This is a genomic window from Herbaspirillum sp. GW103, from assembly GCF_000261365.1.
GTDB lineage: Bacteria > Pseudomonadota > Gammaproteobacteria > Burkholderiales > Burkholderiaceae_D > Herbaspirillum.
On the sequence record NZ_AJVC01000002.1, the window covers coordinates 251623 to 277208 of the forward strand.

A 25586-nucleotide genomic window follows, 5' to 3' on the forward strand; every position below is an offset into this window, starting at 1 on the left:
CCGCCCTCCCGACTGGATCGCCATGAACAAACTGACCCAAACGCTGGCCAACGCCGTCACGCCCCGCTTCCACTATGCCTGGGTGGTGGTGGGCGTGATCTTCCTCGTGCTGCTGTGTTCGGCCGGCATCCGCGCCACGCCCTCGGTGATGATCCTGCCGCTGGAGCAGGAATTCGGCTGGAATCGCTCCACCATCTCGGTGGTGATCTCGGTCAACATCGCGCTCTACGGTCTCATCGGTCCGTTCTCGGCAGCGGCGATGCAGCGCTTCGGCATCCGCCGTGTGGTGCTGGGGGCGCTGGTCCTGCTGGCCAGCGGGACCGCCTTGTCCACCCTCATGCACATGCCCTGGCACATGCTGCTGTCCTGGGGCTTGCTGGTCGGTGCCGGTACCGGCGTGGCCGCCAATACCCTGGGCGCCACCATCGTCAGTCGCTGGTTCGAAACCAGGCGCGGCCTGGCCATGGGCTTGCTGACCGCCAGTGCCGCCACCGGGCAGATGGTGTTCCTGCCGCTGATGGCCTCCATGGTGGGCAGCTATGGCTGGCGCTCGGTGGCTTTCCTGGTCTCGGCGGTGGCACTGCTGGCCATTCCGCTGGTGTGGTTGCTGCTGCCGGAAAACCCGGCTGCCATCGGCCAGAAAATGGTCGGCCAGACCAGCGACACTGCGGACGATGGCCGTTCCATGCGCAATCCCCTGGCCATCGCCCTGGATGCACTGCGCAGTTCGGTGCGCATGCCCGATTTCTGGCTGCTGTTCATGAGCTTCTTCGTCTGCGGGCTCTCTACCAATGGCTACATCGGCACCCAGTTCATCGCCATGTGCAATGACTACGGCATCAATGAAGTCAGGGGCGCCTCCATCCTGGCCGCCATGGGCATGCTGGACCTGGTCGGCACCACGCTCTCGGGCTGGCTCTCGGATCGCTACAACCCGCGCGTGCTGCTGTTCTGGTACTACGGCCTGCGCGGCCTGGCGCTGATCTTCCTGCCGTACGCCTTCGGCCTGCAGTATTACGGGCTGACCATCTTCGCCATCTTCTACGGCCTGGACTGGATCGCCACGGTGCCGCCCACGGTGCGCCTGGCCAATGATGTCTTCGGTCGCCTGGCCGCGCCCATCGTGTTCGGCTGGATCGTGGCCGGGCACCAACTGGGGGCCGCCACCGCCACTACCATCGCCGGCTATCTGCGCGCTACGCTGGGCAACTACACGTTGTCGTCGATCATGATGGGCGTGGCCTGCCTCATCGGGGCAGTGCTGGTTTTGCGCATCAAGGGCCATCAGGGGTCGCAGCCGCAAACGGCCAGCGCGTAAATTATTTCACCTGCCTCTTTTGGAGAAGGTCATCTTTCTTGTGGGAGATGACCTTTTTTTTCACATATCGGGCATTTGGTGCAATCGCGGAGACATCCGGGGGCATGCGAGAATCGCTCATCGGCCAGCAGCGGTGCTGGCCTCCTATTGCTCGCTCGATGATGAACAAGACATTCCGGCAATCCCGGCAGCTCCCTTGCGCCATGCTGCCCGTCAAGCTTGCGCTGCTGGCCTGCGCGTTCGGCGTGGTGCCAGGCGCGCAAGCCACCCAGGCGCTCATGCCCGCCGTGGACAACAAGACTCCGCTGCTGCTGCCTGCGCAAGCCAGTGCGCGCCCGGCCTTTTTGGCGCGCGCCCAGCGTCGTTTCGATCAGGGCAGTCAGGGCCGCGAGGTCATCGGTGAGCTGCAGGGCGGCTTGTTCTGTAGCCGCAAGAACGAGATCGTCTGGAACCAGGGCAGTGCCGATGTCATGTTGCCGGCCAATGCGCTGTTCCAGCGCTTTCGCAACGAGTTGCAGCAGCATGGCTATCCGGTGCCGACGGCACCGGTCGAACCGCTGTTCGAGGAAAAAGGCGACGATGCCGCCGGCGAGCGTGCGCGCCCGGCTGATTTCAACCTGCAGGTGGGCGTGATCATCACGCAATTGCAGACCAATCTCTGCGCCAAGGGCGGCGACAGCTGGACTGGCGAAGCCTATATCCGGCTGGAATGGCAGGTGTTCGCACCCGAGCAGCGCAAGGTGATCTATCGCGCCACCACCGAAGGAGTGTTCCGCTCACGCGAGCGCAGCCTCGATGGCACCGCGCCGCCGATTCCGATGGAAGCCTTTGGCGTGGCGGTGCGCAACCTGCTGGCCGATCCCCGCTTCGCCCTGGCCTTGCAGTCCCCCTATGACAGCGTGGCCGCCGCCGCCAACGGCCGCGCCAGTGGTGAGGCCACGCGTGCCCCCGTCGCCTTGCCGCCGGGCAGTGCGCTGCCGATCGACAACCAGCCGACCGAACCCGGCGGGACCGAGATCGCCAGGCTGATGCCCGATCTGCGTTCGGCCGTGGTGACGGTGTTTGCTGAGCGGGGTTCCGGAACCGGCTTCTACATCGGCAGTTCCGGCTGGTTGCTGACCAACCAGCACGTGATCGGCCAGGCGCGCGCCGTGCGGGTACGCCTGCCGAGCGGACGCGAACTGCTGGCCGAGGTCGTGCGGGTGGATGCAGCGCGTGACATCGCGCTGCTCAAGACCGAAGCGCCGGGGGTACGACCGATGCCGCTGCGCACCGGCGAGCCGGGCATCGGCGAAGACGTCTATGCGCTGGGTTCGCCGCTGGGAGATGCGTTCAATGCCACGCTCACGCGCGGCATCCTCAGTGGTGTGCGCAAGGTGCGCGACCTGGAGTTCCTGCAGAGCGACGTGGCGATCCTGCCAGGCAGCAGTGGCGGGCCCCTGCTGGACAAGTCGGGCCAGGTGATCGGCATTACCGTGGCCGGGCTCGGCGCCAAGGGAATGGCCGGGATGAATTTCTTCATCCCGGTGGGCAGCGCCATCGAGCGCCTGCAACTGCAATTGCGGAACCCGGAGCCGCGCAAGCCTTGATCCGGGGTGCAGTTCGTCAAGGCATTGCCTCGAAAACGCATTGTTGAATCAAAGTTAACAATGTACCGGAGCCGTTGACGACGGGCACTTCGCTACTGCGGTGCTGCAAATGCCCAGAGGGCACTGAGGACATAGTTCAGCAGCAGGACGATGAGAGTGACGAGCAGTTGCGCGATGCGATAGTCCCATCCCGTCAAACGCAGGACGAGCTGCAGTAGCAGTGCATTGAGTGCCAGACTCAATGCGGCAACGAGCATGAAGCGCATGATCGTGCGGCGGTATTTCTCTTTGCTGGCAAAGGTCAGCCGATGGTTGAGAAAGAAGTTCACCAGCGCGCCCACCAGCGCACCGCAGGCCGTGGCCATCACTGCGGGCTGCCGGAAGCATTCCACCAGCGTGAGCAGTACCGCGTAGTGCGCCAGCGTACCGACAGCGCCGACGAGAGCGAACATCAGGAATTGAAGCGGTCGCAGACGTGTCGGCCGCAGCTCTCCCGCTACGCGCTTATTCATGACCTGTTGCTGGCACGGTATCCGCGTCTGCATCCTTTGCCTGGGCCCGGTGACGATGGCGGATCACATAGATGGGACGCTGTTTGCTTTCCATGTAGATACGTCCGACATACTCGCCGAGGATGCCCATGCCGATGAGTTGGAGACTGCCGGTGAACAGGATGGCCACCAGAAGAGAGGCATAGCCTGGGACATCGACGCCGTGCAGCAAGGTGCGAACGACGATGTAGAGAGCGTAGAGCGAGGTAATCAGGGTGCCGATGATGCCCAGGTAGGTCATCACTCGCAGCGGGGCGGTACTGAAGCTGGTGATACCTTCCAGCGCGAAATTCCAGAGTTTCCAGCCGGAGAACTTGGTCTGCCCGACTTCCCGCGCCTGGCGACTGTAGTCCAGCGTCACCGTCTTGAATCCGACCCAGGCGAACAGGCCTTTCATGAAGCGCTGGCGTTCCGGAAGCTGTCGAAGCGCCTCGATCACGACACGGTCCATCAACCGGAAATCACCCACGTTTTCCGGGATTTTGATGCCTGACAGTGCGTTATGGAAACGATAGAACAGTGAGGCAGTCTGGCGCTTGAGGTAGGAGTCACTGCTGCGATCACTCCGTTTTGCCAGCACCACTTCCGCGCCCTGTTCCCAGAGTGCGATCATCTGCGCGATCAGCTCGGGCGGGTCCTGCAGGTCTGCATCGATGGGAATGACCGCGTCCCCGAGTGCCGCGTCGATACCGGCCGTCATGGCCGCTTCCTTACCGAAATTGCGAGAGAGCTCGAGTACCGTGAAACGGGGATCGCGCTGATGCAGCATCAGCAGTTCATGGAGCGTACTGTCGCGGCTGCCGTCATCAATGCAGATGATTTCGAAGCGGTAAGCCGCAAGGTCCGCAAGGATCGCCGAGATGGATCGGGCAAAGCTGTCTACGCCGCCCCCTTCGTTGTAGAAGGGGACGACCAGCGAAATGGTCTTGGGGGCGGTCATGTTGGGATTCTCACCGGGCGGAGACTTCTTTCAGATGGAAATAATCGGCAAAGCAGACATTTTCCCATTGGCGGGGATCGGCCAAGACGTCATTGAAATACGTGATCGGCTTGGGCTCGTGAGTATAGGCTTTGACGACCAGTGATTGATGATCAGACTGTTGTACCGAGACGAATCGCTCTTCCATCAGCCGGCGCAGCGCGGCGCTTTCCTGCATTTCGTTCAACAAGGGCAGAATCGTAGCCTTGGGCATCAGGATGGCACTGCCCAATGCAGCCAGCAATACGAGCCCGAGCAAGCCGGCCACCACCGGACGGGCTATATCGTCGCGCGCCGAGCGCTTGCCATTGAGCCAGAGCGCTACCACCATGGCCATCACGTTGACCAGCAGGAAGTCGATGGTCCGGGAGCGCTCCGGTCCCAGTTCGTTGAGCGCATAAGCGCGCGGGAAGATCGCCGCCCACAATGCCAGCAACAGCACACCGATCAGCACGGCTGGGCGCAAGCCCTGCGGCCTGGTACCCGGCGTCACGCGGCACGCCCACAGGAGGACGAAAAAGATCAGGGAGTGCAGGACGACCGTCGCTGCGTATTTCCTGACCAGCAAGCTCAGGGACATCAGCAGTGCCGACACCAGGCTTGTGTCATGCGCTTTGCTCGCGGCACGTGCGAAGTTGCCGGGCGCCAGGCCAGCCACCAGCGTTCCTGCAAGGGCGGCGAGCGCGGCCAGCAGATAAAGTGTGGCACGGCGTTGCCGCAGCAGTAGCGAGCCGCTCAGCAGGACCACCAGCGTCAGATGCACGAGCGAAGCAACCTCGTTGAAACCGGCCAGCAAGAAACCACCGAGTGCCAGCCACAGAATACGGATCCCCTGCGCCTCGACGGCGCCCGCATAGATCTTCCACTCCTGCGCCATCAAGACCAGCAGCAAGGCGCATGCAGTGCCGTAGGTGGCGCCGCCGGAGAGCCAGAACAACGATTCCCGCATCCGGAAGGTCGTCATCAGCATCATGCAGAACAGTACATAGAATGCCAACGAGCGCAGCCCGACCGCGCCCAGGAAATACCAGGCGGCCAGCAGATTGAGCAGCAGGATCGTCAGCGGTACCACGTAATAATGATCCAGCAGCAGCGATTGCGCGCCGGCAAAGGCCGAGATGAGGATGGTCGCGGCAAACCGCCCGCCCCAGTTGAAATATTCGAAGACAACGTTAGACCAAAGGCCACGCTGTTGTGCCCCGTGTCCGTAGCAGAAATCGTCGACCGCAGGAATGGCATGCCAGGCATTCCAGGCGATCCAGGCAAAAAGGCAAAATGCACCGGTCAGCAAGAGTACGCGCACGATAGCGGCCAGTCTTGCATCGGAAAAGCGGAGGTCGGCGCGGGGCGCGGTCGGGAAGGTGCTTGCCATGGTGGAGCAATTCAGTCGGTTTTTGACCGGCGACATTGTACATAAGGGCAGGCCCATCCGGTGAGAAGTCCGGTTTGGTATCGCTACCAGCGGCGATGCTAAAATGTCGCCCATGCCCGAACATAGTACCTTCCCCCCCGATTCCTCCATGGATGCGAACCGCAGCGCGCGCGACGACGACAGCACCGAACCGCGCCGTCGTGGTCCGCGCAAGAGTGCCGGCGGCATCACCCTGCGCGACGTGGCGCAGCTGGCCGGGGTGGCACCGATCACCGCCTCGCGGGCGTTGAACACACCGGCGGCGGTCTCGCCCAAGGTCTTGCAGAAGGTGCGCGAGGCGGTCGAGAAGACCGGCTACGTCCCCAACCTGCTGGCCGGTGGACTGGCCTCCAACAAGAGCCGCCTGGTGGCGGTGGTAGTGCCCACCGTCATCGGACCGGTGTTCCAGGAAATCGTCCACACCCTCACCGAAACCCTGGCGGCGGCCGGTTACCAGGTCATGCTGGGCCAGAGCGGTTACGAAAACTCGCGCGAAGATGCACTGCTCGAAGCCATCATCGGTCGTCGTCCCGATGGCGTGGTGCTCACCGGCATCATGCGTTCGGCCGAGGCGCGCAAACGTCTGCTGGCCAGCGGCATTCCGGTGGTGGAGACCTGGGACCTGACCCCCACGCCCATCGACATGCTGGTGGGCTTCTCGCACGAGGCCATCGGCCGGGAGGTGTCGCGCTACCTGCATGCGCGTGGTCGCCACAAGGTGGCCGTGGTGGGCGGACGCGATGAACGCAGCCAGCGGCGCATGAATGCCTTTGCCGACGAATGCGCGGCGCTGGGCATGCAGCAGGGCAGGGCCTGCGTGCCGATGTATCACGTCACTGCGCCCACCACACTGGGCCAGGGACGCCAGGGCCTGGCCGAACTGCTGCAGGCACGGCCCGACCTGGATGCCATCTTCTGCAGTTCCGACCTGCTGGCCCTGGGGGTGATGATCGAGGCGCAGAGCCGCGCGATTTCCATCCCCGGACAACTGGCCGTGGTCGGGTTCGGCGATCTCGAATTCTCCCGCGACCTGCAGCCGCGCCTGACCACCGTGCGCATCGATGGCACCGGCATCGGCCAGCGGGCAGCACGCTTCATCATCGACCGCGCCTCGGGCATCGAGGTCAATGAACGCATCGTCGATGTCGGCTTCTCCATCATTGCGCGCGACAGCGCCTGAGTTTCCCCCTCTGCCTTTCATCCTCGCCCTGCCGAGATTTTAATGATGCCTTGAGGCAACAGGAAATCGCCATTGACATCTCGATTTGGTACCGCTACCATTCTTTCATTCGAATTTGGTACCGCTACCAAATCACGTCCTATCTTTTCCGCAAGGGAGAACGCTTCTCATGACCCAGACTTCTGCTTCCGTAACGTCCTCGATGTCTTCGCCGGACCTGCACAAGGGGGCGCCGCGCGTGACCGCCATGCGCGTCATCCCGGTGGCCGGGCATGACAGCATGCTGTTGAACCTGTCCGGGGCGCACGGTCCGTATTTCACGCGCAACATCGTCATCCTCACCGATAGTGCGGGCAACACTGGCGTGGGCGAAGTGCCGGGCGGGGAGGGCATCCGCCAGACACTGGAGGATGCACGCGCACTGGTGGTGGGCCAGTCCATCGGTAACGTACAGGGCATCCTCAACCGTGCACGTACTGCATTTGCGGACCGCGATGTGGGCGGGCGCGGCCTGCAGACCTTTGACCTGCGCATCGCCATCCACGCGGTGACCGCGCTGGAGGCCGCCTTGCTGGATCTGCTGGGCAAGTTCCTTGACGTACCGGTGGCGGCCCTGCTGGGCGAAGGCCAGCAGCGTGACGAGGTGGAGATGCTGGGCTATCTCTTCTACGTGGCCGACCGCAACAAGACCGATCTGCCGTACCTGGCTGCGCCCGAGGCCGACGACGACTGGCTGCGTCTGCGCCATGAAGCCGCACTCACGCCGCAGGCCGTGGTGCGCCTGGCCGAGGCAGCCTATGCCCGCTATGGTTTCAATGACTTCAAGCTCAAGGGCGGCGTCATGCGCGGCGAGGACGAGATCGCTGCCGTCACGGCCCTGGCCGAGCGCTTCCCCAAGGCGCGCATCACACTGGACCCCAACGGTGGCTGGCTGCTCAAGGATGCGATCCGCCTGTGTCGGGATCAGCACGATGTGCTGGCCTACGCGGAAGATCCCTGCGGCGCCGAGGACGGTTATTCGGGCCGCGAAGTGATGGCTGAATTCCGCCGTGCCACCGGCTTGCAGACCGCGACCAACATGGTGGCGACCGACTGGCGCCAGATGGGTCATGCGATCTCGCTGCAATCGGTGGACATCCCGCTGGCCGATCCGCATTTCTGGACCCTGCAGGGCTCGGTGCGCGTGGCACAGATGTGCCATGAGTGGGGCCTGACCTGGGGTTCGCATTCGAACAATCACTTCGACATTTCGCTGGCCATGTTTACGCACGTCGCGGCCGCGGCGCCCGGCAAGATCACGGCCATCGATACTCACTGGATCTGGCAGGACGGCCAGCACCTCACGCGTGAACCGCTGAAGATCATCGGGGGCAAGGTGCAGGTGCCGTGCAAGCCGGGCCTGGGCGTGGAGCTGGACATGGCGCAGGTGGAAGCGGCGCACCAGACCTATCGCAACATGGGGCTGGGCGCGCGCGATGACGCGGTGGCCATGCAGTACCTCATCCCGGGCTGGAAGTTCGATCCCAAGAAACCTTGCCTGGTGCGTTGAGCACGAACCTTCCTGTTTTTCAGCAGGGCCGCGACAAGAGCGCGCTGCAAGCGCCGGCGGCCTGAATTTTCTTTCATCCACCGTCAGTACGGGCTCAACAGAGGAGACAACCCGTGAATCCATCCCAGTCATCCCCCGCCGGCAACCTGGCGCTCACCTCGGCGGTGAGCAAGATCAAGTGGCGCATCCTGCCGCTGTTCGTGGCCATGTTCATCATCAACTACATCGACCGCGTCAACATTGGTTTCGTGCGCAGTCATCTCTCCACCGACCTGGGGATCGGTGCCGCCGCCTTCGGGCTGGGGGCAGGCTTGTTCTTCGTCGGCTATGCGATCTTTGAAGTCCCTTCCAACATGCTGCTGCAACGCTATGGCGCCCGCGCCTGGTTGACGCGCATCATGTTCACCTGGGGCCTGGTGGCGGCCTGCATGGCCTTCGTGCAGAGCGAGACCAGTTTCTATGTCATGCGCTTCCTGCTGGGAGTGGCCGAGGCCGGATTCTTCCCGGGCGTGGTGTATTACTTCACGCAATGGCTGCCCAACCATGAGCGCGGCCGGGCGATGGCCATCTTCCTGTCGGGGTCGGCGATTGCCTCCATCCTCTCCGGCCCGATCACCGGCGCGCTGTTGCTCATCGAGGGCGGCGGACTGCATGGCTGGCAGTGGATGTTCATCATTGAAGGTGCGGCATCGATGGTGTTCTGCGTGGTGGTGTGGCTGGTGCTGGACTCGAGTCCGCGCGATGCGAAGTGGCTCTCTGCGGAGCAACGCGAGGCACTGGCTACGGTCATCGCGGCCGAGCAGGAGCAACGCGCGGCCAATCGTCCGGCGCATGTGTCGGCGCTGACACTGCTGCGCGATCCGCAGATCGTGTTGTTCTGCCTGATCTATTTCGCCATCCAGCTGACCATTTACGGTGCGACCTTCTGGTTGCCGACCATCATCAAGAAGATGGGGCACTTCAATGATTTCCAGGTGGGCCTGTTCAACACGATCCCATGGATCGTGGCCATTGGAGCGATGTATCTCTTCGCGGTGCTGGCGGCGCGGCACAAGAAGCCGCAGATGTGGGTGGCCACGGCATTGGTGATTTCGGCCGTCGGCATGGCCATCTCGGCCTCGACCGGTCCGGTGATCGGCTTCGCGGCAGTGTGTTTCGCCGCCCTCGGGTTCAAGGCAGCCTCGTCGCTGTTCTGGCCGATTCCGCAAGCCTACCTGGATGCCCGCATCGCAGCAGCGGTGCTGGCACTGGTCAATTCGCTGGGCAACCTGGGCGGCTTCTTCGCGCCGGCGACCTTCGGCTATCTGGAGCAGAAGACCGGTTCCATCGAGGGCGGTCTGTATGCCTTGTCGGCAGCCTCGCTGGTGGCGGCGGTGCTGGTGTTCCTGGCCCGTACGCGGCCTTCGGCGCAGGATGGCGGTGATGCGGTTCAGGCACAGGGCGAGGCGGTGGCCAAGCGCGCGGCCTGAGCGCTTCACAGTATTGGTTTCTCCGAGGTCTTTCCTCGTTTGCCCCGTGTCTCTGGTGGTAGCCAGAGGCCGGGGCATCTTTGTATATAAAGATCAGAACCGGTCCAGGAGGTCGTGTTCTGCATTTTGCGGCGGGAATTCTCCATAAATTACGATGAACAATTGGTCTGCTTCGGTCTGCGGCGAGCATACCGGACCCGGCAAAACTATAATGGCACCCTGCAATCCGCCATCACGGCGGAACAGTCGCCGCCTCCCCGGTGGCGGGACATCAAGGCAGCATGGCCATGGACACCCTCTATCACCTGATCGAGCAATACGGTCTGATCCTCGTTTTCGTCAACGTGCTGGTCGAGCAGTTGGGCGCGCCGGTGCCGGCATACCCCACGCTGATCATCACCGGCGCGCTCTCGGCCACTGGCCGCTATTCGCCGGCGCTGTTGCTGCTGCTGGCGGTGAGCGCGGCACTGATTGCCGACTACTGCTGGTATCTGGCCGGGCGCCGTTATGGCCGCCGGATCATGACGCGGCTGTGCCGTATTTCGCTCTCGCCGGATTCCTGCGTGCGTCAGACCGAATCGATCTACCTGCGCTGGGGCGCGCGTTCGTTGCTGCTGGCCAAGTTCATTCCGGGATTCGCCTCGATCGCCAGCGCGCTCTCCGGCACCATGGGTACGCGCCGCCTCAGCTTCGTATTGTGGGATGCGGCAGGGAGTACCCTGTGGGCAGGACTGGGGATTTTTCTCGGGTCGCTGTTCAGCTCGGCGGTGGATGATCTGCTCAACGTGCTGGCCGAGTTGGGCCACTACGGCATGCTCATGATTGCCGTGGCGCTGGCTGCCTTCGTGGCCAACCGTTGGTGGCAGCGTCGGCGTTTTCGCAAGTCGCTGGAGATGGCGCGCATCTCGGTCGATGAGTTGAACACCATGCTCGAAGAGGGCAATGCGCCCACCATCATCGATGTGCGCTCGCCGATGTCGCAGCAGGATGGTCGCATTCCGGGGGCGCTGACGATCTCCAACCAGGAGATCCAGACCTTCGTCTTCGATGGCCCTGTCGAGGGCGAGGTGGTGGTCTATTGCGCCTGTCCCAATGAAGCCTCGGCGGCCATGGTGGCGCGCCAGCTGATGCGGCGCGGCTATACGCGGGTGCGTCCGCTGACCGGCGGCATCGATGCCTGGCGCGCGGCGGGCTACGCCATCGACGTCTGAATCGCGGTGCCCTGGCGGATGGTCTTGGTGACCGGGGTCTTTTCGCAGATCTCGGCCAGGCGGGTCAACTGCTCTTGAGTGAGCGTATTGCCGAAGCTGATCTTGCGGGTGATGGTTTCCAATCCGCTGTCGTCTCGCCCGAAGTGGGCATCCACCGAAATGCTGCCCAGGTCCCAGCCCTTGCGGTCGGCATACATGCGTAGCGTCAGCGAGGTGCAGGAGGCCAGTGCGGCCAGCAGCAATTCATACGGGGCCGGGCCGGTGTCCTTGCCGCCATTGCTTTCGGGTTCATCGGACTTGAGCTGGTGGATGCGCGCCTTGATGTCCTGGGCGTAGCCGGCGGCATTGTGCAGGGTGACGTGGGCCATGAGGGTCTCCATTGGGGGAAGTGATCAATGTGACCGGTGATTGTGTCACAAGCCTCACACCAGCGTGCGCACCGAATTGGAAATCGACCGCGCGCATTCCAGCACCAGCGGGCCCAGCTTCTTCTCGGCATCCTCCACGCTCCAGCGGCTGGTCGGCGCCACCACGTGGACCGACGCCACCGGCCTGCGCTCGCTGTTGAACACCGGCGAGGCGATGGTCATATCCCCCAGGAACAATTCCTCCCGGTTGCTGGCAAAGCCGCGTTCGCGGGTGGTGTCCAGGAGCTGCAGGATGTCTGCCACGTCGGTGCGGGTGTGCGGGGTGTGCACCGTGCGTTCGCTGGACTCCAGGATGGCCTGCGCCTCGGCCGGGTCAAGCCCGCTCAGGTAGGCGCGGCCCGAGGCCGTGCAATACATCGGGATGCGGCTGCCGATGGGCATGTGGATGGGGATGAACTTGCTGGCCACGAAGCGCGCGACGTAGACCATTTCGCAGTCGTAGGGCTCGGTGAGATTGACGGTCTCGCCGGTGATGTTGGCCAGTTCCGACAGAAAGGGATTGGCCACGTCCACCAGGATGTCGGCGGCCAGATAGTTGTAGCCCACCTCCATGACCTTGGGGGTGAGCTGGTAGCGCCGCGTCTTGGGGTGCTTGCAGACATAACCCAGCATTTCCAGCGTATGCACCATGCGTTGCGCCGAACTCTTGGAGATGCCCGTGGCGCTGGCGACGTCGCCCAGCGTCATGGTGCGGTGCTGGGCGTCGAAGGCGCGCAGCACGGCCAGGCCCTTTTCCAGCGATTGATTGAACAGCAGGTCCGATGCGGTCTCGTCGGGCTCGTTCATGCGCGCTCCTGGGAGAGTGAGTAAGGCCTCGATTCTACGATAATTCACATCATACGTATCGAATATCGATACATAAATATCTATTGACGATTCAAGTAAATTAAATATACTTATTTCAACGCGTCATATTGATATTCAAGCCCTGCATCGAGGCCATACCGGGCAGTCCGATGCAAGGCCGCTTCCAGTGTTGCAGCATCCGGTTCCGTGAGGGGCCGCCGCAGTCCTTGCATGTCCACGCACCGCCGAGGGTTCTCCAGCACCGTCGCGCGGACTTCCAGCTGTCCATTCTGATCGCGCCTGGTCGCGGTCTCGCGTCAAAGGGGAGTCGTATGAAGCCGTTCCATTGCCTTTTCAAACACCTGGTGGGCGGCATCGCCCTGGTCGCCACGCTGGGCATCGCGCCCGCCGTGGCGCAGTCCAGCTACAACGTGGGGGCCACATCCACGGGGGTGCCGTTCACCTTCCTCGATATCAAGACCAACAAGCTGCAGGGCATGATGGTCGATACCGTCACTGCCGTGGGCAACAAGGCCGGATTCACGGTCAACATCCAGCAGACGCCCTTTGCCGCGCTGATCCCGTCGCTGACCGGGAACAAGATCGACATCATCGCCGCCGCCATGCTGAAGACTGAGGCACGTGCCCAGATCGTGGACTTCAGCGATCCGGTGTATTCCTATGGCGAGGGCCTGTTCGTCAATGCCCAGGATAACAAGAGCTACAAGACCCTCGATGATCTCAAGGGCGAGATCGTCGGCGCCCAGGTCGGTACCGTGTTCGTGGATGCCTTGAACAAGAAGGGTGGTTTCAAGGAAGTGAAGACCTATGATTCGGTGGCCGACATGATGCGCGACGTCGGCCTGGGCCGCATCAAGGCAGGCTTCGCTGATCGTCCCATCGTGGCCTACCAGTTGTCGCAAGGCGCCAATGCGCAGGTGCGCCTGGTCAAGGAGTACCAGTCCACGCTCATGGGTGATGTCTGCCTGGTCATCCGCAAGGGCGACCCCAAGCTCATGGAGCGCTTGAACAAGGCCATCGCCGAACTCAAGGCCGATGGCACGCTGGCGCGCATCGTGGAGCAGTGGAAGCTGAACTGATCCCGCCGATCACCGTCGTCAGCAGCGGTGGTGCCGCTCCACCGGCGCCCCGCTTGCTTCCTCCCATCCTCACTGCCCGTCTGCGCCCATGCTCCTGCACACCGTGCTGGACTTCCTGCCCATCCTCCTCCAGGGAGCGCTGGTCACCGTGGAAGTCACGATCTGTTCATTCCTGCTCAGTTCACTGATCGGACTGCTGCTGGCCCTGTTGAAGGTCTCGCGCCTGAAACCGATAGCGCTGGCCGGCGCCACCATCATCAACATCATCCGCGGGCTGCCCATCATCGTGCAGCTGTTCTACATCTACTTCGTGCTGCCGGAGATCGGTATCCAGTTCTCGGCCTTCCAGGCGGGCGTGATCGGTTTGGGAATCGCTTATTCGGCCTATCAGGCCGAGAATTTCCGCGCCGGTATCGAGGCGGTGGATGTGGGGCAGATCGAGGCAGCGCAATCGATCGGCATGCGCGGCCCGCTGATCATGCGCCGCGTGATCCTGCCGCAGGCCTTTCGCATTGCCTTGCCGCCCTATGGCAATACGCTGGTGATGATGCTCAAGGATTCCTCGCTGGTGTCGACCATCACGGTGCTGGAGATGACCCGGGCCGGCCAGATGATTGCCTCCAGTACCTTCCAGAACATGACGGTCTATACCACCGTGGCGGTCCTGTACCTGATGCTGTCGCTGCCGCTGGTGTTCCTGATCCGGCGTCTGGAGATTCGTTATGGCAAGGGGAGGGCGCGATGATCGAGGTCAAGCGTATTTCGAAGTGCTTCGGCCAGCACGAAGTGCTCAAGGATGTGTCGCTCTCGGTGGCCGAGGGCGAGGTGGTTTGCCTGATCGGCCCGTCCGGCTCGGGCAAGTCGACCGTGCTGCGTTGTATCAACGGGCTGGAGTCCTACGAGCGCGGCGATATCCTGATCGACGGCCAGCGTGTCGATCGCAACGGCGCGGACATCCACCGTTTGCGCACCCGCGTGGGGATGGTGTTCCAGCGTTTCAACCTGTTCCCGCATCGCACCGTGCTGGAGAACGTCACCGAGGGACCCATATTCGTCAACCGCGTGCCGCGCGAACAGGCGCGGGCGCAGGCCATGGCGTTGCTGGACAAGGTCGGGCTGGCGTCGCGCTGTGATGCCTATCCGTCCCAGCTTTCCGGTGGCCAGCAGCAGCGTGTGGCCATTGCCCGCTCACTGGCCATGCAGCCTGAAGCGATCCTGTTCGACGAGCCCACCTCGGCGCTGGATCCTGAACTGGTGGGCGAGGTGCTTGCAGTGATGCGCACGCTGGCCGCCGATGGCATGACCATGATCGTGGTCACGCACGAGATGGGGTTTGCCCGCGAGGTGGCCGACCGCGTGTGCTTCCTGCACAGCGGCAGCATCGTCGAGTCCGGCGCGGCAGCGCAGGTGCTGTCTGAACCACAGCATGCGCGCACGCAGGATTTCCTGCGGCGCGTGATCGGCAAGTGAGAGTGAGGCCTGGTCCATGACACAGCAATTCAACGCGGCTTTTCCACCTTCGTTATGGGAAGCCACCGGCGGTGACCCGCTCAAGACTCCGCCGCTGCAGGCCAGCGCACGCTATGACGTGGCCATCGTCGGCGCCGGCTACACGGGGCTATCCACCGCCCTGCATTTGGCCGAGGCGGGGGTGTCGGTGTGCGTGCTGGATGCCCATGCCCCGGGCTGGGGCGCATCCGGCCGCAACGGCGGGCAGGTCATCCCCGGCCTCAAGTACGACCCCGACCAGTTGCGGGTGATGTTTGGCAGTGCGGTTGCCGATCCCCTGATTGCGGCGATTGGCTCGGCAGCCGATACGGTGTTTGACCTGATCGGGCGTCATGGTATCGATTGCGAAGCCCAACGTGGCGGCTGGATCCAGCCCACGCATTCTTCCAAGGTGATGCGCGCGCTGGAGTCACGTGCGCGTCAGTGGATGGCCGAGGGCGCGCCGGTCCGGCTGATGGATGGCGCCGAAGTGACACGCCGCATCGGTACCGGTGCCTATGTCGGAGGATGGAAGGATGAGCGCGCCGGCAGCCTGCATCCCTTGAAATATTGCCGGGGACTGGCGCAGGCGGCGCAGCGGCTGGGGGTGATCATCCACGGTGATACGCCGGTGGCGAGCCTGGAACGCCGTGAGGGCGGCTGGCGCTTGCATGCCGCGCAGGGCCCGCATATCGATGCCGACCGCGTGGTTCTGGCCACGAATGGCTATACCGATGACTTGTGGCCGCACCTGCGCCAGTCGGTGATCGCCGCCAACAGTTTCATCGTCGCCACCCGGCCGCTGCCGCCCGAGCTGGGGGCCAGCATCTTGCCTGGCGGCGAAGTGACCTCGGATTCGCGCCGCTTGCTGCTGTATTACCGGCGCGATGCGCAGGGCCGCCTGCTCATGGGCGGACGCGGCCCCTTCCGTGAACCGTGCGGGCCGGCGGACTTCGCCCACCTGGAGCGCTCGGTGGCCCTGCTGTTTCCGCAACTGGCCGGGGTGGAGTTTGAATACCGCTGGTCGGGGCGGGTGGCCATCACGCGCGACTTCCTGCCGCATGTGCATGAGCCGGCTGCCGGCTTGAGCATCGCGCTGGGTTACAACGGCCGTGGCATCGCCATGGCCAGTACCATGGGGCGCTGCCTGGCACAGCGCCTGACCGGGCAGGCGGGGACGTTGTTTCCCTTCCCCGTCAGTACCATCCAGCCGATTCCCCTGCATGGCTTGCAGCGGTTCTATATCGCCGCCGGTGTGGCCTGGTACAGCGTGCTGGATCGCTTCTCCTGAACCTTGCGGCAAGTGGCGCAGGCGAAAAAAAACCACGCTTGCGCGTGGTTTTTTCTTGCCCGGAAGCCTGTGGATCAAGCGAAGTTCTTGGCCACGAAGTCCCAGTTGATGATGCCCCAGTAGTTTTCGACGTACTTGGCGCGTGCATTGCGGTAGTCGATGTAGTAGGCGTGTTCCCACACGTCCACGGTCAGCAGCGGCTTGCTGTCGGTGGTCAGCGGGGTGCCGGCGCCGGTGGTGTTGACGATGTCCAGGGTGCCGTCAGCCTTCTTGACCAGCCAGGTCCAGCCGGAACCGAAGTTGCCCAGGCCCTGCTTGGTGAACTCGGCCTTGAAGGCGTCGAAAGAACCCCACTTGGCGTTGATGGCGTCAGCCAGCGCGCCGCTCGGAGCGCCTTGGCCCTTCGGGGTCAGGCCGTTCCAGTAGAAGGTGTGGTTCCACACTTGGGCGGCGTTGTTGAAGATGCCGCCGGAAGATTTCTTGATGATCTCTTCCAGGGACAGGTGTTCGAATTCGGTACCCGGGATCAGGTTGTTCAGGTTGGTCACATAGGTCTGATGGTGCTTGCCATAGTGATATTCCAGGGTTTCCTTGGAAATCGTGGGCGCCAGCGCGTCCAGATCGTAAGGCAGTGCCGGAAGGGTATGTGCCATGATGAATCCTTTCAGTCTTGTTGGTTTGCTACGAAGGGGTCTTTTCCGAACCTGAGATTCTAAAGCGGAAGACAATTCTTTGCACTCGGTCAAATCTTGCGCGCGTCAGGCGGGCATCGGCCTCCAGTGCGGCAATGCGAATGATTCCCAATGGCAGGAGCCGGTCGCCGGTGCAAGGAACTTCATAGATGCCAGTCCCCGCAAGACGTTCCAGCTCATCTGCACATCCGCATCCGACCGCAACGGGCGTAATACGGCAGTCTGGCCGGTATTTCACCGGAAAATGCTTATGCCAAAAAAGTCTGCCACAGCTGTCAAGCAGGGCAACCGGATCACCTCAATCCAGCCGCGGCTGCACGCTGGCAATGCCGACCTCGGCGCTGCCTTCAGCCAGGCGGATGGTGACTTCGCTGCGTGCGGCCAGCTCGGCCGGGGCGTGCAAGACACGTCCGTGGCGATCGCTGACGATGGCGTAGCCTCGTTCCAGCGTGCGTTGCGGATTCAGTAGTTCGAGTTGCGTGGTCAGGCCCGCCAGCGCCTGCCGCTGGCGCAACTGCCGGGCGGCCTGGGCCCCTTGCAGGCGTCGCGTCAGGTCCAGCAGGTCGCGGCGGGCGTGGGCGGTGTCGGGCATCTGGTGCGACAGATGGGTAGCCAGTTGCTGCAGGCGATGGCGCATGCGGGTCAGCGGCACGCGCGTAGCGTGGGCGAGCCGGGTTTGCAGCGCGGCCAGCTTGACGCGTTCGTGCTGTATATACGCACCCGGGTTGACCAGGCGGCGTGAGAGCCAATCCACGGTCTGCGTTTTTTCGGTCAGGCTTCGGCGCAGCGCCCGGGTCAGGTCGTTGGCATGGCCGCGCAGCTCGGCCAACCAGTCCTCGCGGGCGGTGGCGGCCAGCTCGGCGGCGGCGGTGGGAGTGGGTGCGCGCAGGTCGGCGGCGAAGTCGGCAATGGTGAAATCGGTTTCGTGCCCCACGCCGGAAATCACCGGCATGCGCGCCGCCACGATGGCCCGCGCCACTACCTCTTCATTGAAGGACCACAGGTCCTCGATGCTGCCCCCGCCCCGGCAGACCAGCAGGACTTCGCATTCGCCACGCTCGGAGGCGCTCTGGATGGCGTTGGCGATGCGTTGGGCCGCGCCTTCGCCCTGCACGGGCGTGGGGTAGAGCACCACTTCCACATGCGGCGCGCGGCGGCGCAGGGTGGTCAGTACGTCGCGCAGGGCCGCCGCCTGGGGGCTGGTGACGATGCCGATGCGACGCGGGAAGCCCGGCAGGGCGCGTTTGCGCTCACGGTCGAAGAGCCCCTCGCGTTCCAGCCTTTCCTTGAGCTGTACGAAGGCGGCGTAAAGATCGCCGACCCCCGAGCGACGGATGGCTTCCACGTTGAGCTGGTAATCGCCGCGCGGGGCGTACAGCGTCACCAGCGTGCGCACCTCGACCTTGTCGCCCTCGCGCGGCATGAAGCCGGCGTATTGCGCGCGTCCTTTGAACATCACCGCGCGCACCTGGGCGCCGTCGTCCTTGAGGTTGAAATACCAGTGGCCGGAGGCGGCGCGGGTGAAATTGGAAATCTCGCCCTTGACCCAGATCAGCGGGAAATTGCGCTCCAGCATGCGTGCCACCGCCTGGTTCAGGGCCGAGACGGTGAGCATGGGCGGGCCGCCCTCGGTGACGCCGGTCGCCGGCAAGGTGTCGGAACGGGGGCGGGCGGTGGGGAAGGGCGGGAACTTGTCGGCAGGCATGGGACGCAGAGACTCCAGGGGCGATACAATGCCGCATTGTAAAGCCAAGCCGGCTGCGCTTGCCGAGCCGCACACAACCGGCTACATTCTGCACCGCAGAAACGGCTGTGTCGCGACAGCGTCGCCGCCTGCCCCGGATTCACCGCTCATCCGCATTTCATTAGGAGTACGTTTTGCTCGCCATCATCCTCGCCGCCGGCTGGCCGATCTGGCCCTTGCTGATCGCTTCCATCATCGGCCTGGCGCTGGTCATCGAAAGACTGGTCTACCTGCGCCGCACCCGCATCCTGCCGCCGGACCTGCTGGGCGAAGTGGTCCGGGTCTACCAGAGCGGGCGGGTCAATGAGGACGTGATCGACAAGCTGGAACAGAATTCCCCGCTGGGCCAGGTACTGGCTGCGGGCCTGCGCAATGTCGATGCCCCGCGCGAAGTGATGAAGGAAGCCATCGAGGAAGCCGGCCAGGCCGCCGCGCATCGGCTGGAACGCTTCCTCACCACACTGGGCACGATCGCCTCGCTGGCGCCGTTGATGGGCCTGTTCGGCACGGTGGTCGGGATGATCGAGATCTTCGCCTCGCAGAACGCCGTCGGGACCAATCCGGCGCAGCTGGCGCATGGCATTTCCATTGCGCTCTACAACACCGGGTTCGGGCTGGCCATTGCCATGCCGGCGCTGGTGTTCTATCGCCATTTCCGCGCGCAGGTCGACGGCTTCGTGGTGGACATGGAGCAGCAGGCGGTCAAGTTCGTGGACATCGTCCACGACGTGCGCCGCTGATTGCGCAGGCTGGAGAACCGCATGAACTTCCGCAAGGGACGTCCCCGCGAAGACCTGGAGATCAATCTGATCCCCTTCATCGATGTGCTGCTGGTGATCGTGATCTTCCTGATGGTCACCACCACCTACAGCAAGTTCACCGCGCTGCAGATCACGCTGCCTACAGCCGATGCACAGAAGGCGCTGGAACAGCCCTTCGAGATCAACATCGCAGTCGACGCCAATGGCCGCTATGCGGTCAACAACAAGCGCATCGCCGCGCGCGATGCACAGGGCCTGTCGGAGGAGATGCAGGCGGCGGTCAAGGGCAGTGGCAGCAAGGTCGATCCGGTCATCATCATCAATGCCGATGCACTGGCGACGCACCAGACCGTGATCAACGTGCTGGAGGCCGCGCGCATGGCGGGGTATCCCAAGGTGACCTTCGCGGCGCAGTCGAGCAGCAAGTAGTGCGCAGCAGGTCTTGCTGAAAATTTACAAATGGCTTCACGTCATCCAAAAGCGATGGCGCCCCGGCCAGGCCCCGCCTGGCCCTCGTTTTTTTTATTCACTGGAACAAGAAAATGGCCGAATCCAGGCCCTCCGCCGAAGCCATCCTGACCCGTGCCTGGCAAGGTCGCGGTCTGCTGGCCTGCCTGCTGTGGCCGCTGTCGCTGCTCTTCGGCACGCTGGCGGCGCTGCGCCGTGCGCTCTTTGCGCTCGGCATCAAGCGCGCAGAGCGGCTGCCGGTGCCGGTGATCGTGGTAGGCAACGTGTTCGTCGGTGGCACTGGCAAGACCCCGTTTGCGATCTGGCTCATCGAAGCCTTGCGTGCTGCCGGTCGCAATCCTGGTGTGATTTCACGTGGCTATGGCGGCGGTGCCGAACAGGTGCAGGAGGTCATGGCCGATGCGGCGGCGGCCGAGGTGGGTGATGAGCCTTTGCTGATGGTTCAGCGCACGGCCGTGCCGCTGGTGGTGGGACGGCGTCGCGTCCAGGCCGGGCGAGCCTTGCTGGCGCGGCATCCGGAAGTTGATGTGATCATTTCCGATGATGGCCTGCAGCACTACGCCCTGGCGCGCGACATCGAGATCGTGCTCTCGGACGCGCGCGGCGTGGGCAATGGCTGGCTGCTGCCGGCCGGGCCGTTGCGCGAGCCGGCCTCGCGCCGACGCGATTTTTCGGTGCTCAACGTGGGTGTGCAGGGGGTGGCGCCCGCGGGCTTGTACGCCATGCGGCTGCAGGCGGACCAGGCCGTGCAGCTGGCGCCCCCCGGTGCGCACAGGCCGCTGGCCCGGATGGGCGAGGGTGGTCTGCGGCTGGCGGCGGTGGCGGGAATCGGCAATCCGGAGCGTTTTTTCGCTACCCTGCAGGGCGCGGGTTTGTCCTTTGCGCGCCATCCCTTGCCTGACCATTTTGACTTTGCCAGCAATCCCTTTGCCGGCCTTGCGGCCGATGTCATCCTGATCACGGAAAAGGATGCAGTAAAATGCAGGGCTATTGAGGCCATCCGAAACGACCCGCGCATCTGGGTCGTGCCTGTCTCGGCGCGCATCGACGGCGCGCTGGCTGAACACATAGTGGAGAAACTCCGTGAATGCCCGACTGCTTGATATCCTGGTTTGCCCCCTCTGCAAGGGCCCGTTGGACTATGACAAGAAAGCCCAGGAACTGATCTGCAAGGCAGACAAGCTGGCTTACCCCATCCGTGATGGCATCCCCATCATGTGGGCCGACGAAGCGCGTGAACTGGCGGCTGCCCCGGCAGCCTGAGTCCGGCGCCTGTCTCTTGATTCCCGATTTCTGCCTTCCTGCTGCGGTTGATTCCATGACCTTCACCGTCATCATCCCGGCGCGCCTGGCTTCCACGCGCCTGCCCAACAAGCCCCTGGCCGACCTCGGCGGCAAGCCCATGATCGTGCGCGTGGCCGAGCGGGCCGCGCTCTCGGGGGCGGCCCGCATCATCGTGGCCACCGACCATCACGACATCCACGCCGCCTGCGAGCAGCATGGCATCGCCGTGGCCATGACCCGCGCCGATCACCCTTCCGGCACCGACCGCATCGCCGAAGTGGCCGCCGCGCTGGGCCTGGGTGAGGATGAAGTGGTGGTCAATGTGCAGGGCGACGAGCCGCTGATCGATCCCGGCCTGATCGCCGCCACCGCCGCCCACATCAAGGCTGGCGTGCCCATGGCCACGGCCGCGCACGCCATCGAGACCGCCGAGGATGCCTTCAATCCCAACGTGGTCAAGGTGGTGTTGAACAAGGAAGGCTGCGCCATGTATTTCTCGCGGGCCACCATTCCCTGGCATCGCGACGCCTTCGCCAAGTCACGTGACACGCTGCCCGACGCCAGCGGCCCCGATCACGCCAATGAATACGTGCCGCTGCGCCATATCGGCCTGTATGCCTACAGCAACCGCTTCCTGCAGCTCTACCCGACGCTGGCCCCGGCCCCGCTGGAACGCATCGAGGCGCTGGAACAGTTGCGCGTGCTCTGGCACGGCCATGCCATCGCGGTCCACGTGACCTCGCTGGTGCCGGAAGCCGGCGTCGATACGCCCGAGGATCTGTTGCGCGTGCGCAAGCATTTCGAGCTGCCGCCCGACAGTGCGCTGGTGCAGACCATCTCCGCCCTGTGATGTTGGCGCGGCAGGCATGATCCGGCGCAAGGCCGGGCGGATCGGCCTGCTGTAAGTTCCGTGTCAAGCTGACACGACACAATCAGAGCCCGGAGACTGCTTAAAAATCAGGCGTTTGTCATGGTTCGGTAAGATTTTGTGGTAAGTTTCGTCCCGGAGCTGATGCAAAACGGCGCGCAAACAAGCTGCATAACCGTCCAGATGGTAGCGATCCTCTGCCATCACGTCGCAAAAGAATTCAAGCATTCATATTTCAGAAACCCTCAATTTAGGAAACGACATGCGCCTCATCCTTTTAGGAGCGCCTGGTGCCGGTAAAGGCACGCAAGCCACTTTTATCAAGGAAAAATTCAACATTCCGCAAATCTCCACCGGCGACATGCTGCGCGCGGCCGTGGCGGCGGGTACCGAACTTGGCATCGCGGCCAAGAAGGTGATGGATGCGGGCGGCCTGGTTTCCGACGACATCATCATTGGTCTGGTCAAGGATCGCCTGCAACAGGCTGACTGTGCCAATGGCTACCTCTTCGACGGCTTCCCGCGCACCACGCGTCAGGCCGATGCGATGAAGGAAGCGGGCGTGGCCATCGACTACGTGCTGGAAATCGACGTGCCCGACAGCGCCATCGTCGAACGCATGAGCGGTCGCCGCGTGCACCCGGGTTCGGGCCGCACCTATCACGTCAAGTTCAACCCGCCCAAGGTCGAGGGCAAGGATGACCTGACCGGCGAAGCGCTGATCCAGCGCGACGACGACAAGGAAGAAACCGTCAAGAAGCGCCTGGCCGTGTATCACGAACAGACCGAAGTGCTGGTGGGCTATTACGGTGACTGGGCCAAGTCGGGCCAGCCGGGCGCACCCAAGTATCGCAAGATCGCCGGCGTCGGTCCGGTGGAAGAAATCAGGGATCGTGCATTTGCCGCCCTGGCGGAGTAAAGTGAAGCGGACTTCGGTCCGCTTTTTTTATGCTGTTGCTGTTGATGCAGTCAGCACGGCAGTACGCAAAAACTAAGTAAACCGATCACCGGTAGTGACGCCCGCCCGAGGACGTTGCACCGGCGGCCCGGCAAGACAGAACAAGTCCAATAAAAAGGGCGACGCAATTTGCAGGCGCAGTATCGGCCGTGACGAACCGGAACAGCAGAACCCGGACGGCGCAGCCGATGTTCGTGATTGTTGATGAGTCGTGATAACAAAGGAGACGAAGATGGCACTTGCCCTGTGGTTTGCCATTGCCTGCGGCTTGGTCGCGGTGATCTATGGCCTGGTTTCACGGAGCTGGATTCTCAAGCAGGATCCCGGCAATCCCCGCATGCAGGAAATCGCCCTGGCCATCCAGCAGGGTGCTGCGGCCTATCTGGCGCGGCAGTACCGCACCATCGCCATGGTCGGGGTGGTGCTGCTGATCGTCATTGCACTCATTCCGGGTTTGGGTTGGCTCACCGCCATCGGCTTCCTGCTGGGAGCGGTGTTGTCCGGGGCCTGCGGTTTCATCGGGATGAACGTGTCCGTGCGCGCCAATGTGCGCACCGCCCAGGCTGCCACGCGCGGGATGAACGAGGCGCTGGGCGTGGCCTTTCGGGGTGGCGCCATCACCGGGATGCTGGTGGTGGGGCTGGGATTGCTAGGAGTGTCGCTGTTCTTCTGGGTCTTGTACGTCCATGGACAGGGCCGCGCAGCCAGCCTGCATGATGCCATCCAGCCGCTGATCGGGCTTGCCTTCGGAGCCTCGCTCATTTCGATCTTCGCGCGCCTGGGTGGCGGCATCTTCACCAAGGGCGCCGATGTAGGCGCCGACCTGGTCGGCAAGGTCGAGGCCGGCATTCCCGAGGATGACCCGCGCAACCCGGCCGTCATCGCCGACAACGTCGGGGATAACGTGGGCGATTGCGCCGGCATGGCCGCCGACCTGTTCGAGACCTACGTGGTTACGCTGGTGGCGACCATGCTCCTGGGCAGCCTCATGTTGAAGGGACTGGAGACGCTGGCGGTGCTCTATCCGCTGGCGCTGGGCGGGGTCTCCATCCTTGCCTCCATCGTCGGCTGCGCGATGGTCAAGGCGCAGCCGGGCAAGAAGATCATGTCGGCGCTCTATACCGGATTGTGGTGGTCAGCCGGTCTGTCGCTGGTCGGTTTTGCTGTGGTCACCTGGCTGCTGCTGCCGCCCGAACTGCGGCTGCCGCTCATGGGCGCCGCCGTGGTGGGTATCGTGCTGACCGGTCTCATGGTCTACATCACCGAGTACTACACCGGCACCGACTTCAAGCCGGTGCGTCATATCGCCCAGGCTTCCACCACCGGGCATGGCACCAACATCATTGCCGGACTGGGCGTGTCGATGAAATCCACGGCCTACCCGGTGCTGGCGGTGTGCGCGGCGATCCTGGCCTCCTACTGGCTGGCGGGCTTGTACGGGATTGCCATTGCGGCCACCGCCATGCTCTCCATGGCCGGTATCGTGGTGGCGCTGGATGCTTACGGCCCCATTACCGACAACGCTGGTGGTATCGCCGAGATGTCCGGCTTGCCCGATTCGGTACGGGCCATCACCGACCCGCTCGATGCCGTGGGCAATACCACCAAGGCCGTCACCAAGGGCTATGCCATCGGTTCGGCGGGACTGGCGGCGCTGGTGCTCTTTGCCGATTACACGCATGCGCTGGAGTCGGTCGGCAAGACGGCCAGCTTCGATCTCTCCAGCCCTGCCGTCATCATTGGCCTGTTCATCGGTGGGCTCATTCCTTATCTGTTCGGCGCCATGGCCATGGAAGCGGTGGGGCGCGCGGCGGGGGCCGTGGTGGTGGAGGTGCGACGCCAGTTCCGCGACATTGCCGGCATCATGGATGGCAGCGGGCGTCCCGAGTATGACCGCGCAGTGGACATGCTGACCTCTTCGGCCATCCGCGAGATGATCCTGCCCTCGCTGCTACCGGTGATCGTGCCCATTCTCGTGGGGCTGCTGTTGGGGCCGTCGGCGCTGGGCGGGCTGTTGATGGGGACGATCGTGACCGGGCTCTTCGTGGCCATCTCCATGACCACCGGCGGTGGCGCCTGGGACAACGCCAAGAAATACATCGAGGACGGCCACCACGGCGGCAAGGGCTCCGATGCGCACAAGGCGGCCGTCACCGGCGATACCGTGGGCGATCCCTACAAGGACACGGCCGGACCGGCGGTCAATCCACTCATCAAGATCATCAACATCGTGGCGCTGCTGCTGGTGCCGCTGCTGCCGACGGTCTCCTGATTCAATCTGGCGCAATCTGACGCAATCTGACGCCTCCCATGATTGTCGCCGCACGGATAGTCTCCCGTGCGGCGACCTGCGCATAATCCCGGCACCACGAAGCGATGATCTGCATTGCCAGGTCGGCCGATTCGTCAAATAATGCCCCCTGATGTATCCCATCATCATTGGCTCGTCAGCCCGGCCATC

24 protein-coding genes are annotated in these 25586 nt (G+C 63.5%); 17 read left to right on the forward strand and 7 right to left on the reverse strand.

Annotation, left to right across the window (positions count from 1 at the left end):
* The first annotated feature begins 22 nt into the window (after positions 1–22).
* Entirely contained in the window at positions 23–1318 is a 1296-nt protein-coding gene (locus GWL_RS02600; RefSeq protein WP_008326357.1) for an MFS transporter, read from the forward strand.
* A gap of 203 nt (positions 1319–1521) precedes the next feature.
* Positions 1522–2907, forward strand: a complete 1386-nt coding sequence (locus tag GWL_RS02605; protein WP_237713508.1) for a S1C family serine protease — start codon at positions 1522–1524, stop codon at positions 2905–2907.
* A 92-nt stretch (positions 2908–2999) separates the two neighbouring features.
* Here GWL_RS02605 and GWL_RS22850 read toward each other — a convergent pair whose 3' ends face one another.
* From GWL_RS22850 to GWL_RS02620, 3 genes are read right to left on the reverse strand one after another with little or no spacing between them, the layout of a single operon-like run.
* Positions 3000–3419, reverse strand: coding sequence for a GtrA family protein (locus GWL_RS22850; protein ID WP_157174185.1), 420 nt, complete (start codon positions 3417–3419; stop codon positions 3000–3002).
* Entirely contained in the window at positions 3412–4398 is a 987-nt protein-coding gene (locus GWL_RS02615) for a glycosyltransferase family 2 protein (RefSeq protein ID WP_008326363.1), read from the reverse strand. Before GWL_RS02615 ends, GWL_RS22850 begins: the two co-directional genes overlap by 8 nt.
* Positions 4399–4408: 10 nt before the next feature.
* Complete coding sequence (locus tag GWL_RS02620) at positions 4409–5809, reverse strand: DUF6056 family protein (RefSeq protein ID WP_008326365.1); 1401 nt, start codon at positions 5807–5809, stop codon at positions 4409–4411.
* A 148-nt stretch (positions 5810–5957) separates the two neighbouring features.
* Here GWL_RS02620 and GWL_RS02625 point away from each other — a divergent pair, with 148 nt between their 5' ends.
* The 4 genes from GWL_RS02625 (at position 5958) to GWL_RS02640 (ending at position 11257) form a co-directional block, all read left to right on the forward strand.
* The gene (locus tag GWL_RS02625) at positions 5958–7028 is read left to right on the forward strand and encodes a LacI family DNA-binding transcriptional regulator (protein WP_237713509.1); all 1071 of its coding nucleotides are present in this window, start codon (positions 5958–5960) and stop codon (positions 7026–7028) included.
* Between the two features lie 169 nt (positions 7029–7197).
* The gene (gene gudD / locus GWL_RS02630; RefSeq protein ID WP_008326368.1) at positions 7198–8577 is read left to right on the forward strand and encodes a glucarate dehydratase; all 1380 of its coding nucleotides are present in this window, start codon (positions 7198–7200) and stop codon (positions 8575–8577) included.
* 113 nt (positions 8578–8690) lie between these two features.
* Positions 8691–10046 (forward strand): MFS transporter, encoded by a 1356-nt coding sequence (locus GWL_RS02635; RefSeq protein ID WP_008326370.1) that lies wholly within the window; start codon positions 8691–8693, stop codon positions 10044–10046.
* A gap of 287 nt (positions 10047–10333) precedes the next feature.
* Complete coding sequence (locus GWL_RS02640) at positions 10334–11257, forward strand: DedA family protein/thiosulfate sulfurtransferase GlpE (protein ID WP_008326372.1); 924 nt, start codon at positions 10334–10336, stop codon at positions 11255–11257.
* On the opposite strand, the gene GWL_RS02645 is transcribed toward GWL_RS02640, so the two are convergent.
* Positions 11239–11625 (reverse strand): OsmC family protein, encoded by a 387-nt coding sequence (locus GWL_RS02645; RefSeq protein WP_008326374.1) that lies wholly within the window; start codon positions 11623–11625, stop codon positions 11239–11241. The genes GWL_RS02640 and GWL_RS02645 overlap by 19 nt on opposite strands.
* A gap of 54 nt (positions 11626–11679) precedes the next feature.
* Positions 11680–12471, reverse strand: a complete 792-nt coding sequence (locus GWL_RS02650) for an IclR family transcriptional regulator (RefSeq protein ID WP_008326385.1) — start codon at positions 12469–12471, stop codon at positions 11680–11682.
* A gap of 332 nt (positions 12472–12803) precedes the next feature.
* Between GWL_RS02650 and GWL_RS02655 the strand changes: the two genes are divergently transcribed.
* The 4 genes from GWL_RS02655 to GWL_RS02670 all read left to right on the forward strand — a co-directional run bounded on the left by GWL_RS02655 (position 12804) and on the right by GWL_RS02670 (position 16350).
* The gene (locus GWL_RS02655) at positions 12804–13571 is read left to right on the forward strand and encodes an ABC transporter substrate-binding protein (protein WP_008326387.1); all 768 of its coding nucleotides are present in this window, start codon (positions 12804–12806) and stop codon (positions 13569–13571) included.
* A gap of 88 nt (positions 13572–13659) precedes the next feature.
* The gene (locus tag GWL_RS02660; protein WP_008326388.1) at positions 13660–14316 is read left to right on the forward strand and encodes an amino acid ABC transporter permease; all 657 of its coding nucleotides are present in this window, start codon (positions 13660–13662) and stop codon (positions 14314–14316) included.
* Complete coding sequence (locus tag GWL_RS02665) at positions 14313–15041, forward strand: amino acid ABC transporter ATP-binding protein (RefSeq protein ID WP_008326389.1); 729 nt, start codon at positions 14313–14315, stop codon at positions 15039–15041. Before GWL_RS02660 ends, GWL_RS02665 begins: the two co-directional genes overlap by 4 nt.
* A 16-nt stretch (positions 15042–15057) precedes the next feature.
* On the forward strand, positions 15058–16350 hold the full coding sequence (locus GWL_RS02670) for an FAD-binding oxidoreductase (RefSeq protein ID WP_008326390.1): 1293 nt from the start codon (positions 15058–15060) through the stop codon (positions 16348–16350).
* A gap of 74 nt (positions 16351–16424) precedes the next feature.
* Here the strand turns inward: GWL_RS02670 and sodB are convergent, their stop codons facing one another.
* Both sodB and xseA read right to left on the reverse strand, forming a co-directional pair.
* The gene (gene sodB, locus GWL_RS02675; RefSeq protein ID WP_008326391.1) at positions 16425–17003 is read right to left on the reverse strand and encodes a superoxide dismutase [Fe]; all 579 of its coding nucleotides are present in this window, start codon (positions 17001–17003) and stop codon (positions 16425–16427) included.
* A gap of 337 nt (positions 17004–17340) precedes the next feature.
* Positions 17341–18747: an exodeoxyribonuclease VII large subunit gene (gene xseA, locus GWL_RS02680; RefSeq protein ID WP_008326392.1), complete on the reverse strand. Its 1407-nt coding sequence runs from the start codon at positions 18745–18747 to the stop codon at positions 17341–17343.
* Positions 18748–18920: 173 nt separating this feature from the next.
* Here xseA and GWL_RS02685 point away from each other — a divergent pair, with 173 nt between their 5' ends.
* The 7 genes from GWL_RS02685 (at position 18921) to GWL_RS02720 (ending at position 25397) form a co-directional block, all read left to right on the forward strand.
* Positions 18921–19526, forward strand: coding sequence for a MotA/TolQ/ExbB proton channel family protein (locus tag GWL_RS02685; protein WP_008326395.1), 606 nt, complete (start codon positions 18921–18923; stop codon positions 19524–19526).
* A gap of 21 nt (positions 19527–19547) precedes the next feature.
* A complete protein-coding gene (locus tag GWL_RS02690) occupies positions 19548–19976 on the forward strand; it encodes a biopolymer transporter ExbD (RefSeq protein ID WP_008326396.1) in 429 nt (142 codons plus the stop codon).
* 113 nt (positions 19977–20089) lie between these two features.
* A complete protein-coding gene (gene lpxK, locus GWL_RS02695; protein WP_008326399.1) occupies positions 20090–21118 on the forward strand; it encodes a tetraacyldisaccharide 4'-kinase in 1029 nt (342 codons plus the stop codon).
* The gene (locus tag GWL_RS02700) at positions 21099–21278 is read left to right on the forward strand and encodes a Trm112 family protein (protein ID WP_034349859.1); all 180 of its coding nucleotides are present in this window, start codon (positions 21099–21101) and stop codon (positions 21276–21278) included. The genes lpxK and GWL_RS02700 overlap by 20 nt, the downstream gene beginning before the upstream one ends.
* Positions 21279–21333: 55 nt before the next feature.
* The gene (kdsB, locus tag GWL_RS02705) at positions 21334–22149 is read left to right on the forward strand and encodes a 3-deoxy-manno-octulosonate cytidylyltransferase (RefSeq protein ID WP_034349860.1); all 816 of its coding nucleotides are present in this window, start codon (positions 21334–21336) and stop codon (positions 22147–22149) included.
* A gap of 280 nt (positions 22150–22429) precedes the next feature.
* Positions 22430–23086: an adenylate kinase gene (adk, locus tag GWL_RS02715; RefSeq protein WP_008326404.1), complete on the forward strand. Its 657-nt coding sequence runs from the start codon at positions 22430–22432 to the stop codon at positions 23084–23086.
* A 271-nt stretch (positions 23087–23357) separates the two neighbouring features.
* A complete protein-coding gene (locus GWL_RS02720; RefSeq protein WP_008326405.1) occupies positions 23358–25397 on the forward strand; it encodes a sodium-translocating pyrophosphatase in 2040 nt (679 codons plus the stop codon).
* Positions 25398–25586 lie beyond the last annotated feature (189 nt).

Bases quoted from the DNA above. Each gene is read 5' to 3' on its own strand.
- GWL_RS02600 (WP_008326357.1), top strand. From the start codon at position 23: ATGAACAAACTGACCCAAACGCTGGCCAACGCCGTCACGCCCCGCTTC.
- GWL_RS02605 (WP_237713508.1), top strand. From the start codon at position 1,522: ATGCTGCCCGTCAAGCTTGCGCTGCTGGCCTGCGCGTTCGGCGTGGTG.
- GWL_RS22850 (WP_157174185.1), bottom strand. From the start codon at position 3,419: ATGAATAAGCGCGTAGCGGGAGAGCTGCGGCCGACACGTCTGCGACCG.
- GWL_RS02615 (WP_008326363.1), bottom strand. From the start codon at position 4,398: ATGACCGCCCCCAAGACCATTTCGCTGGTCGTCCCCTTCTACAACGAA.
- GWL_RS02620 (WP_008326365.1), bottom strand. From the start codon at position 5,809: ATGGCAAGCACCTTCCCGACCGCGCCCCGCGCCGACCTCCGCTTTTCC.
- GWL_RS02625 (WP_237713509.1), top strand. From the start codon at position 5,958: ATGGATGCGAACCGCAGCGCGCGCGACGACGACAGCACCGAACCGCGC.
- gudD (WP_008326368.1), top strand. From the start codon at position 7,198: ATGACCCAGACTTCTGCTTCCGTAACGTCCTCGATGTCTTCGCCGGAC.
- GWL_RS02640 (WP_008326372.1), top strand. From the start codon at position 10,334: ATGGACACCCTCTATCACCTGATCGAGCAATACGGTCTGATCCTCGTT.
- GWL_RS02645 (WP_008326374.1), bottom strand. From the start codon at position 11,625: ATGGCCCACGTCACCCTGCACAATGCCGCCGGCTACGCCCAGGACATC.
- GWL_RS02650 (WP_008326385.1), bottom strand. From the start codon at position 12,471: ATGAACGAGCCCGACGAGACCGCATCGGACCTGCTGTTCAATCAATCG.
- GWL_RS02655 (WP_008326387.1), top strand. From the start codon at position 12,804: ATGAAGCCGTTCCATTGCCTTTTCAAACACCTGGTGGGCGGCATCGCC.
- GWL_RS02660 (WP_008326388.1), top strand. From the start codon at position 13,660: ATGCTCCTGCACACCGTGCTGGACTTCCTGCCCATCCTCCTCCAGGGA.
- GWL_RS02665 (WP_008326389.1), top strand. From the start codon at position 14,313: ATGATCGAGGTCAAGCGTATTTCGAAGTGCTTCGGCCAGCACGAAGTG.
- GWL_RS02670 (WP_008326390.1), top strand. From the start codon at position 15,058: ATGACACAGCAATTCAACGCGGCTTTTCCACCTTCGTTATGGGAAGCC.
- sodB (WP_008326391.1), bottom strand. From the start codon at position 17,003: ATGGCACATACCCTTCCGGCACTGCCTTACGATCTGGACGCGCTGGCG.
- xseA (WP_008326392.1), bottom strand. From the start codon at position 18,747: ATGCCTGCCGACAAGTTCCCGCCCTTCCCCACCGCCCGCCCCCGTTCC.
- GWL_RS02690 (WP_008326396.1), top strand. From the start codon at position 19,548: ATGAACTTCCGCAAGGGACGTCCCCGCGAAGACCTGGAGATCAATCTG.
- lpxK (WP_008326399.1), top strand. From the start codon at position 20,090: ATGGCCGAATCCAGGCCCTCCGCCGAAGCCATCCTGACCCGTGCCTGG.
- kdsB (WP_034349860.1), top strand. From the start codon at position 21,334: ATGACCTTCACCGTCATCATCCCGGCGCGCCTGGCTTCCACGCGCCTG.
- adk (WP_008326404.1), top strand. From the start codon at position 22,430: ATGCGCCTCATCCTTTTAGGAGCGCCTGGTGCCGGTAAAGGCACGCAA.
- GWL_RS02720 (WP_008326405.1), top strand. From the start codon at position 23,358: ATGGCACTTGCCCTGTGGTTTGCCATTGCCTGCGGCTTGGTCGCGGTG.